This window comes from Pararhodobacter sp., assembly GCF_036802785.1.
Classification (GTDB): Bacteria; Pseudomonadota; Alphaproteobacteria; order Rhodobacterales; family Rhodobacteraceae; genus Pararhodobacter.
Genome location: NZ_DAIRVN010000017.1, coordinates 1 through 13053, shown reverse-complemented (window position 1 = coordinate 13053; position 13053 = coordinate 1). Strand labels below are relative to the sequence as shown.

General features: G+C 61.8%; 9 protein-coding genes. All 9 read left to right on the top strand.

Annotated features, from left to right (window positions below; genetic code table 11):
* The first annotated feature begins 33 nt into the window (after positions 1-33).
* Positions 34-231, top strand: a complete 198-nt coding sequence (gene secE / locus V7Q53_RS08215) for a preprotein translocase subunit SecE (RefSeq protein ID WP_333828050.1) — start codon at positions 34-36, stop codon at positions 229-231.
* A gap of 235 nt (positions 232-466) precedes the next feature.
* On the top strand, positions 467-1000 hold the full coding sequence (gene nusG / locus V7Q53_RS08210; RefSeq protein ID WP_333828049.1) for a transcription termination/antitermination protein NusG: 534 nt from the start codon (positions 467-469) through the stop codon (positions 998-1000).
* 95 nt (positions 1001-1095) lie between these two features.
* A complete protein-coding gene (gene rplK, locus V7Q53_RS08205; RefSeq protein ID WP_333828048.1) occupies positions 1096-1548 on the top strand; it encodes a 50S ribosomal protein L11 in 453 nt (150 codons plus the stop codon).
* A 3-nt stretch (positions 1549-1551) separates the two neighbouring features.
* Entirely contained in the window at positions 1552-2250 is a 699-nt protein-coding gene (gene rplA / locus V7Q53_RS08200; protein ID WP_333828047.1) for a 50S ribosomal protein L1, read from the top strand.
* Between the two features lie 247 nt (positions 2251-2497).
* Positions 2498-3013, top strand: a complete 516-nt coding sequence (rplJ, locus tag V7Q53_RS08195) for a 50S ribosomal protein L10 (protein WP_333828046.1) — start codon at positions 2498-2500, stop codon at positions 3011-3013.
* A gap of 69 nt (positions 3014-3082) precedes the next feature.
* Entirely contained in the window at positions 3083-3460 is a 378-nt protein-coding gene (gene rplL, locus V7Q53_RS08190) for a 50S ribosomal protein L7/L12 (protein ID WP_333828045.1), read from the top strand.
* A 246-nt stretch (positions 3461-3706) separates the two neighbouring features.
* A complete protein-coding gene (gene rpoB, locus V7Q53_RS08185) occupies positions 3707-7843 on the top strand; it encodes a DNA-directed RNA polymerase subunit beta (protein ID WP_333828044.1) in 4137 nt (1378 codons plus the stop codon).
* Between the two features lie 92 nt (positions 7844-7935).
* Positions 7936-12162, top strand: a complete 4227-nt coding sequence (gene rpoC, locus V7Q53_RS08180; protein WP_333828043.1) for a DNA-directed RNA polymerase subunit beta' — start codon at positions 7936-7938, stop codon at positions 12160-12162.
* A 271-nt stretch (positions 12163-12433) separates the two neighbouring features.
* Positions 12434-13053, top strand: a 620-nt coding sequence (locus tag V7Q53_RS08175; protein ID WP_333828042.1) for a DMT family transporter, incomplete at its 3' end; no start/stop codon positions are given.

Genomic DNA, 13053 nt, shown 5'->3' with positions numbered 1-13053 from the left:
GGCCCCGCCCGCAATGTTGCCCAGAGGTGCCCGATGGCCATGACCAACCCCCTGACGTTCATCCAGCAGGTCCGTGCGGAGACCGCAAAGGTCGTCTGGCCCAACCGGCGCGAAGTGACGATCAGCACCATCATGGTGCTGGTGCTGTCTACCCTGACGGCGGTTTTCTTCTTTCTGGTCGATCTGCTGATCCGTACCGGGCTGGCGGGTATTCTGGGGCTGGTGGGCTGACCCTCTGAGCGGGCCGGGCGGCGGCGGCCTGCCTGCGCGGCAAGTTTTTGTGCTTCACGCACTTGAAAAACTGCGGAATGGGCGATAAACGCAGCATCAACCTCCGACAGAATGGCGCGCACCGATTCGGTGCGCACATTTTTTGTTTGTCGGAACATCGTGGTCGGCAGTCTGGCGGACCGGCGGGAACATGAAGATAGCGGCGGGGCTTCCGCCTGGTGCGAGGTTATTACGGATGGCGATGCGCTGGTATTCGGTGAGCGTGCTCTCGAATTTCGAAAAGAAGGTCGCCGAACAGATCCGCACGGCCACGGCCGAAGCCGGGCTGGAGGACGAGATCAGCGAAGTGCTGGTGCCTACCGAAGAAGTGCTTGAAGTGCGGCGCGGCAAGAAAGTTACCAGCGAGCGGCGCTTCATGCCCGGCTATGTTCTTGTGCGCATGGAAATGAACACCCGCACCTATCACCTGATCCATTCGATCAACCGGGTGACGGGCTTTCTGGGCCAGCAGGGCAAGCCAAGCCCGATGCGTGATGAAGAGGTGAACCTGATTCTCAACCGGGTCGAGGAAGGGCAGGAAGCACCGCGCAACCTGATCCGCTTCGAAACCGGCGAGCAGGTCAAGGTCACCGACGGCCCGTTCGAGGGTTTCTCGGGCATGGTCGAGGAAGTTGACGAAGATCACAATCGCCTCAAGGTGATGGTGTCGATCTTTGGCCGGCCTACGCCGGTCGAGCTGGAATTCACTCAGGTGCAGAAAAACACCTGAGCGTTGTCCGTGGGAGGCGCGGTTGCCACCAGGCTGCCAGACCGGACCACTAAGCATGCCCCACTCGGCGGGGCGGTGACAGAAGGAGAGGCCTGATGGCCAAGAAAGTAATCGGCAGCCTGAAGCTGCAAGTGAAGGCGGGGCAGGCCAACCCCTCGCCCCCCGTCGGCCCGGCTCTGGGTCAGCGCGGGATCAACATCATGCAGTTCTGCAAGGACTTCAACGCGAAGTCGGCAGACCTGGAGCCCGGCTCGCCGGTTCCGGTGGTGATCACCTATTATCAGGACAAGTCTTTCAGCATTGACCTGAAGACCTCGCCTGCCTCGTGGTACCTGAAAAAGGCGGCCGGGCTGAAGCCGGTCGGCAAGCGCAACCGCGCCAAGGGTTCGGACAAGCCGGGCCGCACCGTCGCGGGCACCGTGACTGTCAAGCAAGTGCGCGAGATCGCCGAAGCCAAGATGAAGGATCTGAACGCCACCGATATCGAAGGCGCGATGCAGATCATTCTGGGTTCGGCCCGGTCCTGCGGTATCGAGGTTAAGGGGTAAACCATGGCCAAGCTTGGAAAACGTACCCGCGCCGCCCGCGAAGCCTTTGCCGGCAAGTCCGTCCTCACCGTTGAGGATGCACTCACCCTGATCAAGGACAACGCCAATGCGAAATTCGACGAAACCGTCGAAATCTCGCTGAACCTGGGTGTCGATCCGCGCCATGCCGACCAGATGGTCCGTGGCGTTGTGACCCTGCCGAACGGCACTGGCAAAACCGTGCGCGTGGCTGTCTTTGCCCGTGGCCCCAAAGCCGATGAAGCCAAGGCAGCCGGGGCCGATATCGTTGGCGCCGAAGACCTGATGCAGGACATCCAGTCCGGCAAGATCGAGTTCGATCGCTGCATTGCCACGCCGGACATGATGCCTCTCGTCGGCCGTCTTGGCAAGATCCTGGGCCCGCGCAACCTGATGCCGAACCCCAAGGTCGGCACCGTGACGATGGATGTGACGCAGGCCGTGAACAACGCCAAGGGCGGCGAAGTTCAGTTCAAGGTCGAAAAGGCCGGGATCATCCATGCCGGTGTCGGCAAGGCCTCGTTCAGCGCCGATGCGCTGGCGCAGAACGTCCGTGCTTTCGTGGATGCCGTGTCGCGCGCCAAGCCCGCAGGGGCGAAAGGTGCCTATATGCGCAAGGTATCCCTGTCGTCGACCATGGGCCCCGGCGTAAGCGTCGATCTGGCCTCGGCGACGGCCAACTGAGATTTGCCCGGCCTTCGGGCCGGGTGAATGGCGGGGCGGAAACGCCCTGTCCTGTCCGAGACGGCGGGTGCCCCCATGGACATTGTTCCGGACGGGCTTAATTTCCTGCCTGAGATGGGAACGAGACGAATTTGACCGGGGAACACCTCGGGCGGTTTTGGCCTCGGCTCCCTCGCGGACCCGAACGCCCCGGACTATCGGGGCAAACATGAGCCGGGGGGGCAACCCCCAACCTTGGAGTAAACCTGTGGATAGAGCCCAAAAAGAGAAAGTGGTCGAGGAACTCGGCCAGATCTTCGAAAGCTCTGGCGTGGTTGTCGTTGCACACTACGCGGGTCTTACGGTTGCTGAGATGCAGGGCCTGCGCGCTAAGATGCGTGAAGCGGGCGGAGCCGTGCGCGTTGCCAAGAACAAGCTCGCCAAGATCGCCCTTGAAGGAAAGCCCTGCGCAAGCATTGCCGACCTTCTGACGGGCATGACCGTGCTTGCCTATTCCGAAGATCCCGTCGCTGCGGCGAAGGTGATCGACGAATTCGCCAAAATCAACAAGAAGATTGAAATTCTTGGTGGGGCGATGGGCAGCGCGGCGCTGACGCCGGATGGTGTGAAGGCCGTGGCATCGATGCCGTCGCGCGAGGAGCTTATTGCTTCCGTCGTGGCGTGTATCGGCGCACCTGCATCGAGCATCGCCGGGGCCATTGGCGCACCTGCTTCGAACATCGCGGGCATCCTCTCCACTCTGGAGGAGCGGGAAGCCGCTTGAGCAACCAAAGGCCCGCATGTGGACACATGTCCCATGTCGGAAACACCCTGTTAGAATGGAAACTGAAAAATGGCTGATCTTAAAGCACTTGCCGAGCAAATCGTGAACCTCACGCTGCTGCAGGCTCAGGAACTGAAAACCATCCTCAAGGATGAGTATGGCATCGAGCCCGCTGCTGGCGGCGCTGTGATGATGGCTGGCCCGGCTGCTGGCCCGGCTGAAGCCGCTGAAGAAAAGACCGAGTTCGACGTCATCCTGCTGGAAGCCGGCGCGAACAAGATCAACGTGATCAAGGAAGTCCGCGCGATCACCGGTCTGGGCCTCAAAGAAGCCAAAGACCTGGTCGAAGCCGGTGGCAAGGCCGTGAAAGAGCAAGCTCCGAAGGCCGAAGCCGAAGAGATCAAGAAGAAGCTCGAAGAAGCTGGCGCGAAAGTCGAGCTGAAGTAATTGGCAGGGTGCTGCGCACCCTGACCGCGTGACATGGCTGGGTCCGGCATTGCTCCGGGCCCGGCCAAAGCTGTTTCTGGCTGAGGTTTCGCATGCGAAACCTCGCCCAGAGGCAGTCAGGGCTCGGGAGCAGACCGGTGGGACGGTCCGCAGGAATGGAGCCCAGCACTTCTGTTTCGCAAGCGGCAGCACGTCCGAGGCCCGTCGGCACGCGCGCCCGCGAAAGATTGAAAGGTGATACCGAGCATGGCTCAGACCTACGTTGGCCAGAAACGCATCCGCCGGATGTTTGGCAAGATCCGTGAAGTCCAGGAAATGCCGAACCTCATCGAGGTTCAGAAATCGTCCTATGACCTGTTCCTGCGCTCCGGCGACAGCGACACGCCGCTGGATGGCGAGGGGCTGAAGGGCACGTTCCAGTCGGTGTTCCCCATCAAGGATTTCAACGAAACCGCCGTTCTGGAGTTCGTCAAATACGAGCTTGAGAAGCCCAAATACGATATCGACGAATGTCAGACCCGCGACATGACCTTTTCGGCGCCGCTGAAGGTCACGCTGCGGCTGATCGTGTTCGATATGGACCCCGATACCGGCAGCAAATCGGTCAAGGACATCAAGGAGCAGGAAGTGTTCATGGGCGACATGCCGCTCATGACGCCGAACGGCACCTTCATCGTCAACGGCACCGAACGTGTGGTGGTCAGCCAGATGCACCGCTCCCCCGGCGTGTTCTTTGACCATGACAAGGGCAAGACCCATTCCTCGGGCAAGCTTCTGTTCCAGTGCCGCATCATTCCCTATCGCGGTTCCTGGCTTGATTTCGAATTTGATCCCAAGGATCTGGTTTTCGCGCGCATCGACCGTCGCCGCAAACTGCCGGTGACGACCCTGCTTTATGCCCTTGGCATGAATCAGGAATCGATCATGAATGCCTATTACGACACCGTCACCTACCGGCTGGAAAAGGGGCGCGGCTGGGTCACGCGCTTCTTCCCCGAGCGTGTGCGCGGCACCCGTCCGACCATGGATCTGGTCGATGCCGCGACCGGCGAGGTTATCCTTGAGGCGGGCGACAAGGCCACGCCGCGGATGGTCAAGAAGTGGATCGACGAGGGCAAGGTCACCGAACTGCTGGTCCCGTTCGAGAATATCGTGGGCCGCTTCGTGGCGCGCGACATCATCAACGAGGAAAACGGCGAGATCTGGGTTGAGTCCGGCGATGAGCTGACCTGGGATCTGGACAAGGACGGCGAAGTCAAGGGCGGCTCGCTGAAAGTGCTTCTGGATCAGGGCATTACCGAACTGCCGGTGCTGGATATCGACAACGTCAATGTCGGCCCCTACATTCGCAACACGATGGCCGCTGACAAGGTGTGGAACCGTGAAGGCGCGCTGATGGAAATCTATCGCGTCATGCGCCCGGGTGAGCCCCCCACCTTTGACGCCGCCGCTTCGCTGTTTGACACGCTGTTCTTTGACAGCGAGCGCTACGACCTTTCGGCCGTGGGTCGCGTCAAGATGAACATGCGCCTCAATCTGGATGCGCCTGACACCCAGCGGACGCTGCGCAGCGATGACATCATCGCCTGTATCAAGGCGCTGGTCGATCTGCGTGATGGTCGCGGCGAGATCGACGATATCGACCACCTCGGCAACCGCCGGGTGCGCTCGGTCGGCGAGCTGATGGAAAACCAGTATCGTCTGGGCCTGCTGCGCATGGAACGTGCAATCCGTGAGCGGATGTCTTCGGTGGAAATCGACACCGTGATGCCGCAGGATCTGATCAACGCCAAACCGGCAGCGGCGGCGGTGCGTGAATTCTTCGGTTCAAGCCAGCTGTCGCAGTTCATGGACCAGACCAACCCGCTGTCCGAGGTGACGCACAAGCGCCGCCTTTCGGCGCTGGGGCCTGGCGGTCTGACGCGTGAGCGTGCGGGCTTTGAGGTGCGGGACGTTCACCCCACCCACTACGGCCGCATGTGCCCGATTGAAACGCCGGAGGGCCAGAACATCGGCCTGATCAACTCGCTGGCCACCTATGCCCGCGTGAACAAATACGGCTTCATCGAAACGCCCTACCGCAAGGTGATCGACGGGCAGGTCACCGATGAGGTGATCTATCTCAGCGCGACCGAAGAGCAGCGCCATGTCATCGCACAGGCGAACGCGACCCTTGATGAAGAGGGCCGCTTCGTGAACGATCTGGTTTCGACCCGCAGGTCGGGCGATTTCGTTCTGTCCCCGCGCGATGTCATCGACCTGATCGACGTGTCTCCCAAACAGCTGGTGTCGGTCGCGGCCTCGCTCATTCCCTTCCTTGAGAATGATGACGCCAACCGCGCGCTGATGGGTTCGAACATGATGCGTCAGGCGGTGCCGCTGCTGCAAAGCGATGCGCCGCTGGTGGGCACCGGGATTGAGGGGATTGTCGCGCGCGATTCGGGCGCGGCGATCATGGCGCGCCGCGCCGGGATCATCGACCAGGTCGATGCCCAGCGTATCGTTGTGCGTGCAACCGAGATGCTGGAACCGGGCGAGCCGGGGGTGGATATCTACCGCCTGCGCAAGTTCAAGCGCTCCAACCAGTCGTCCTGCATCAACCAGCGCCCGCTGGTGAAGGTGGGTGACACCGTTGAGCGCGATCAGGTTGTGGCGGATGGCCCCTGCACCGACATGGGTGAACTGGCCGTCGGCCGGAACATCACCGTCGCCTTCATGCCGTGGAATGGCTACAACTACGAAGACTCTATCCTGATCTCCGAGCGCATCCTGAAGGATGACGTCTTCACCTCGATCCATATCGAGGAATATGAAGTGGCCGCCCGCGACACCAAGCTGGGGCCGGAAGAGATTACCCGCGACATTCCCAACGTCGGTGAGGAAGCCCTGCGCAACCTCGACGAGGCCGGGATCGTCTATATCGGGGCTGAAGTGCAGGCGGGCGACATTCTGGTGGGCAAGATCACGCCCAAGGGTGAAAGCCCGATGACGCCGGAAGAAAAGCTGCTGCGCGCCATCTTCGGTGAGAAGGCCTCGGACGTGCGCGATACCTCGCTGCGTCTGCCGCCCGGTGCTTATGGCACCGTGGTGGAAGTGCGGGTGTTCAACCGTCATGGTGTGGACAAGGACGAGCGCGCGCTTCAGATCGAGCGGGAAGAGATCGAACGTCTGTCGCGCGACCGCGACGATGAGCTGGCGATCCTTGAGCGCAACATCTACGCCCGTCTGCGGCAACTGATCCTCGGCAAGACCGCGGTGAAGGGGCCCAAGGGCGTGCGCCCGAACTCGGAAATCAACGAGGAACTGCTGGAATCGCTGAGCCGCGGCCAGTGGTGGCAGCTGGCGCTGGGTGACGAGGCCGGTGCGCAGGAAGTGGAGGCGCTGAACGCCCTCTATGACCAGCAGAAACGCGCGCTGAACCACCGCTTTGAGGACAAGGTCGAAAAGGTGCGTCGTGGTGACGATCTGCCGCCGGGCGTGATGAAGATGGTCAAGGTCTTCCTTGCCATCAAGCGCAAGCTGCAACCCGGCGACAAGATGGCCGGGCGTCACGGCAACAAGGGCGTCATCTCCAAGGTGGTCCCGGTCGAGGATATGCCTTTCCTCGCCGACGGCACGACGGTCGACATGGTGCTCAACCCGCTGGGCGTGCCCTCGCGGATGAACGTCGGTCAGATCCTTGAAACCCATATGGGTTGGGCGCTGCGTGGCCTTGGTGTGCAGATTGACGAAGCGTTGCAGGAATACCGGCGCTCGGGCGATCTGACCCCTGTGCACGAGAAGCTGCGCCTCGGCTATGGCGACGAGGTCTATGATGCCGCGTTCACCAGCATGAGCGAGGAAGACCTGATCGAGGCGGCGGGTGCCGTTACCGGCGGTGTGCCGATCGGTACGCCGGTCTTTGACGGGGCGAAGGAAGCCGATGTCAACGACGCGCTGGTGCGGGCGGGCTTTGACATGTCCGGCCAGTCGGTTGTCTTTGACGGGCGCTCGGGCGAGCAGTTCGCGCGGTCGGTGACAGTGGGTGTGAAATACATGCTCAAGCTGCACCACCTCGTCGATGACAAGCTGCACGCGCGTTCCACCGGGCCTTACAGCCTGGTCACCCAGCAACCGCTGGGCGGCAAGGCGCAGTTCGGTGGCCAGCGTCTGGGTGAGATGGAGGTCTGGGCCCTTGAGGCTTATGGCGCCGCCTATACCCTGCAGGAGATGCTGACCGTGAAGTCGGATGACGTGGCGGGCCGGACCAAGGTCTATGAAAGCATCGTCAAGGGCGAGGACAATTTCGAGGCCGGTGTGCCCGAATCCTTCAACGTTCTGGTGAAGGAAGTCCGCGGCCTTGGTCTGAACATGGAACTCCTGGATTCGGAAGAGGAAGGCTGACCAAGGGGTATGGGGCTTTCCACAAAGCCCTTGAAGGCCCTTGAAAAAGGGCCTTCCCCCGCCTCTCCCCGAACGCTTGCAAGGATTTGAAGATGAACCAGGAACTGACCACCAACCCGTTCAACCCGATCGCGGCGCCCAAGGCGTTTGACGAGATCCGCGTTTCGCTGGCCTCGCCCGAGCGGATTCTCAGCTGGTCCTTCGGCGAGATCAAGAAGCCGGAAACCATCAACTATCGGACCTTCAAGCCCGAGCGTGACGGGCTGTTCTGCGCCCGTATCTTCGGGCCGATCAAGGATTACGAGTGCCTGTGCGGCAAGTACAAGCGCATGAAGTATCGTGGCGTCGTCTGCGAGAAATGTGGTGTCGAGGTGACGCTGCAGAAGGTCCGGCGCGAGCGCATGGGCCATATCGAACTGGCCGCGCCCGTGGCCCACATCTGGTTCCTCAAGTCGCTGCCGTCGCGCATCGGCCTGATGCTGGACATGACGCTGCGCGATCTTGAGCGGGTTCTCTATTTCGAGAACTATGTCGTGATCGAGCCTGGCCTGACCGAGCTGCACTATGGCCAGCTGATGACCGAGGAAGAGTTCCTCGATGCGCAGGACACCTATGGCGCTGACGCTTTCACCGCCAATATCGGTGCCGAAGCGATCCGCGAAATGCTGGCCAATATCGACCTGCAGGCGACTGCTGATCAGCTGCGCGAAGAGCTGAAGGAAGCCACCGGGGAACTGAAGCCGAAGAAGATCATCAAGCGGCTGAAGGTTGTCGAAAGCTTCCTGGAATCGGGCAACCGCCCTGAATGGATGGTGCTGACCGTTCTGCCGGTTATCCCGCCCGAGCTGCGCCCACTGGTGCCGCTGGATGGTGGCCGTTTTGCCACCTCGGACCTCAACGATCTGTATCGCCGGGTCATCAACCGCAACAACCGCCTCAAGCGGCTGATCGAGCTGCGCGCGCCCGATATCATCGTGCGCAACGAGAAACGCATGCTGCAGGAATCGGTCGATGCGCTGTTTGACAACGGCCGTCGTGGCCGGGTGATCACGGGCAACAACAAGCGCCCGCTGAAATCGCTGTCCGACATGCTCAAGGGCAAGCAGGGCCGGTTCCGTCAGAACCTTCTCGGCAAGCGCGTCGACTTTTCGGGCCGTTCGGTGATTGTGACCGGGCCGGAACTGAAGCTGCACCAGTGCGGCCTGCCCAAGAAGATGGCGCTGGAGCTGTTCAAGCCTTTCATCTACTCGCGGCTTGAGGCCAAGGGCCTTTCCTCGACGGTGAAACAGGCCAAGAAACTGGTCGAAAAAGAGCGCCCCGAGGTCTGGGATATTCTGGACGAGGTCATCCGCGAGCACCCGGTTCTGCTGAACCGCGCGCCCACGCTGCACCGTCTGGGCATTCAGGCATTCGAGCCGATCCTGATCGAGGGCAAGGCGATCCAGCTTCATCCGCTGGTCTGCTCGGCCTTCAACGCCGACTTTGACGGCGACCAGATGGCCGTGCACGTTCCCCTCTCGCTGGAAGCCCAGCTTGAGGCGCGTGTGCTGATGATGTCCACCAACAACGTCCTCAGCCCCGCGAACGGCTCGCCGATCATCGTTCCGTCGCAGGATATGGTGCTGGGGCTGTACTATGTCACCATGCAGCGCGAAGGCATGACCGGCGAGGGCATGATCTTCTCGGATATCGACGAGGTCGAACATGCGCTGGCTGCGGGCGAAGTGCATCTGCATGCGCGGGTTCAGGCGCGTATTGCCCAGATCGACGAGCACGGCAACGAGGTGATGAAGCGCTATGAAACCACGCCGGGCCGCCTGCGGCTGGGCGCGCTTTTGCCGCTGAACGCCAAGGCACCGTTCGAGCTGGTCAACCGGCTGCTGCGCAAGAAGGACGTCCAGAACGTCATCGACAATGTCTACCGCTACTGCGGTCAGAAAGAATCGGTCATTTTCTGCGACCAGATCATGGGTCTGGGTTTCCGTGAGGCCTTCAAGGCCGGCATCTCGTTCGGCAAGGACGACATGCTCATCCCGGATTCCAAGTGGGTCACGGTCAACGAGACGCGCGATCAGGTGAAGGAATTCGAGCAGCAGTATCTTGATGGTCTGATCACCCAGGGTGAGAAGTACAACAAGGTGGTCGATGCCTGGTCGAAATGTTCGGACGCCGTGGCGAGTGCCATGATGAACGAAATCTCGGCTGTGCGTCACGACGCCGAGGGCCGCGAACTTGAGCCAAACTCGGTCTATATGATGTCGCATTCGGGCGCGCGGGGTTCGCCTGCCCAGATGAAACAGCTGGGCGGGATGCGCGGTCTGATGGCCAAGCCTTCGGGCGAGATCATCGAGACGCCGATCATCTCGAACTTCAAGGAAGGCCTGACCGTGCTGGAGTACTTCAACTCCACCCACGGTGCGCGTAAGGGTCTGGCAGATACCGCGCTGAAAACCGCCAACTCGGGTTATCTGACCCGCCGTCTGGTGGATGTGGCACAGGACTGCATCGTCCGTTCGGACGATTGCGGCACCGACCGCTACATCACGGCTTCGGCTGCGGTGAACGATGGCGAGGTTGTCTCCAGCCTGGCAGAGCGCATTCTGGGCCGTGTCGTGGCCGAGGATGTCATCCATCCGGCAACGGGTGAACTGGTCATGGCGCGCAACGCGCTGATCGACGAGCGCGATGCGGACCGGATCGAAGCCTCGGGCATTCCGTCGATCAAGATCCGCTCGCCGCTGACCTGTGAGGCCGAAGAGGGTGTCTGCGCCCGCTGCTACGGGCGTGACCTTGCACGCGGCACGCTGGTCAACAAGGGCGAGGCCGTGGGCATCATTGCCGCGCAGTCGATCGGCGAGCCTGGCACCCAGCTGACCATGCGGACCTTCCACATCGGCGGGATCGCCCAGGGCGGCAGCCAGTCGTTCCAGGAGGCCGGGCAGACCGGCTCGATCGAGTTCCGCAATACCAACGTGCTGGAAAACGCCTCGGACGACTTGATCGTCATGGGTCGCTCGATGCAGATCGCCATCATCGACGAGAATGGTATTGAGCGGGCCAGCCACAAGCTGACCTACGGTACCAAGTTGTTCGTGCGTGAGGGGATGCAGGTCAAGCGCGGTGACAAGCTCTACGAATGGGACCCCTATACCCTGCCGATCATCGCCGAGAAGGCGGGTAAGGCGAAATTCGTGGATCTGGTCGCAGGTCTGTCGGTGCGTGACGAGACCGATGATGCCACCGGCATGACCCAGAAGATCGTGACCGACTGGCGCTCGGTGCCCAAGGGCGGTGATCTCAAGCCAGAGATCATCATCATGGACGCCGAAACCGGTGAGCCCATGCGCAACGAAGCGGGCAACCCTGTCATCTATCAGATGTCGGTTGATGCTGTTCTGTCGATCGAAGACGGGCAGGAGATCCGGCAGGGTGATGTGGTTGCGCGTATTCCGCGTGAAGGCGCCAAGACCAAGGACATCACCGGGGGTCTTCCCCGCGTGGCGGAACTGTTCGAGGCCCGCCGGCCCAAGGACCACGCCATCATCTGCGAAATCGACGGCTATGTGCGCTTCGGCAAAGACTACAAGAACAAGCGCCGCATCTCTATCGAGCCCGTGGATGAAAGCCTTGAAACGGTCGAATACATGGTGCCGAAGGGCAAGCACATCCCGGTGCAGGAGGGCGATTTCGTCCAGCGCGGCGATTACATCATGGACGGCAACCCCGCGCCGCATGACATCCTGCGCATTCTGGGGATCGAGGCGCTGGCGAACTACCTCATCGACGAGGTGCAGGACGTCTATCGCCTGCAGGGCGTGAAGATCAACGATAAGCATATCGAAGTGATCGTGCGTCAGATGCTGCAGAAGCTTGAGATCCTGGACAGCGGGGAAACCACGCTGCTCAAGGGCGAAAACGTCGACAAGTTCGAGTTCGACGAGATGAACGACAAGGCGCTGGCCATGGGCCTGCGTCCGGCGCGCGGCGAGCCGATCCTGCTGGGGATCACCAAGGCCAGCCTGCAGACCCGCTCCTTCATCTCGGCGGCTTCGTTCCAGGAGACGACGCGCGTGCTGACCGAAGCTGCGGTTCAGGGCAAGCGTGACAAGCTTGTCGGGCTGAAGGAGAACGTCATCGTCGGGCGTCTGATCCCGGCAGGGACGGGCGGTGTTGCCACCGCGACGAAGAAGATCGCCACGGACCGTGACCAGACGGTCATTGACGCCCGCCGGGCCGAGGCAGAGGCCGCAGCGGCCCTTGCCGCGCCTCAGGTCGAGGTTGATGTGACCCTCAACAGCGGCGACAGCACCGAGGCGTAACGCCCCGGCCGCATAGGCACCGTGGCGCAAGCCGCGATGCCGCCTGCAAGAACCAGACCCCCGGCAGTTTCTGCCGGGGGTCTTTCTTTGGCTTCCCTTTCCCGCGCGCATGCGCCAACCTGCCCGGTGGGAGGGGCGCTGCCCGATACCGTCAGGCCACGCGTTCTGCCCTTGCGCAAGGGGCAGGGGCGCTGTGCCCTGCGGCCGGGCCGGGCCGGGCACATTCCCATACCCCGCTCCTGCCTTCCGGGATCGCTGCATAGGACGTTTCATGCTGACCGATAACGCGCGCGGCGCCTTGATGATGATGGGCGCCATGGCTGCCTTTGTGATCAATGACGCGCTGATGAAGCTGGTGTCGGCTGAACTGCCCTTGTTTCAGGCGATGTTCCTGCGCGGGGTGCTGACGACGCTGGTGTTCTTTGTCATCACCCGGCGGCTTGGTGCGCTGCGCCATACGCTTGGGCGGCGCGACCGGGTGCTGATCGTGCTCAGGGTGCTTGCCGAAGCGGGCTCGGCCTATTTCTTTCTTACGGCGCTGTTCAACATGCCGCTGGCCAATGTGACCGCCATCCTGCAGGCCCTGCCGCTGACCATCACGCTGGCAGGCGCCCTGTTCCTGCGGGAGCCGGTGGGCTGGCGGCGGCTTCTGGCGATCATGGTGGGTTTCGTCGGTGTGCTGCTGATTGTGCGGCCGGATGCCGATGGTTTCGACCATTACGCCCTCATGGCGCTGCTGGCTGTGGCCTGTGTGACGGTGCGTGACCTTGTCACCCGGCGCATGTCGCGCTCGGTTCCGTCCATGACGGTGGCGCTGGCGACAGCGGGCGGGGTGACGGTCTTCGCCCTTGTCGGCGCGGTGTCCGAGGGGTGGGTGATGCCTTCGGGCGG

Excerpts from the sequence above, each read along its gene's own strand:
- nusG (WP_333828049.1), top strand. The coding sequence starts at position 467 with ATGGCGATGCGCTGGTATTCGGTGAGCGTGCTCTCGAATTTCGAAAAG.
- secE (WP_333828050.1), top strand. The coding sequence starts at position 34 with ATGGCCATGACCAACCCCCTGACGTTCATCCAGCAGGTCCGTGCGGAG.
- rplA (WP_333828047.1), top strand. The coding sequence starts at position 1,552 with ATGGCCAAGCTTGGAAAACGTACCCGCGCCGCCCGCGAAGCCTTTGCC.
- rpoC (WP_333828043.1), top strand. The coding sequence starts at position 7,936 with ATGAACCAGGAACTGACCACCAACCCGTTCAACCCGATCGCGGCGCCC.
- rpoB (WP_333828044.1), top strand. The coding sequence starts at position 3,707 with ATGGCTCAGACCTACGTTGGCCAGAAACGCATCCGCCGGATGTTTGGC.
- rplK (WP_333828048.1), top strand. The coding sequence starts at position 1,096 with ATGGCCAAGAAAGTAATCGGCAGCCTGAAGCTGCAAGTGAAGGCGGGG.
- rplL (WP_333828045.1), top strand. The coding sequence starts at position 3,083 with ATGGCTGATCTTAAAGCACTTGCCGAGCAAATCGTGAACCTCACGCTG.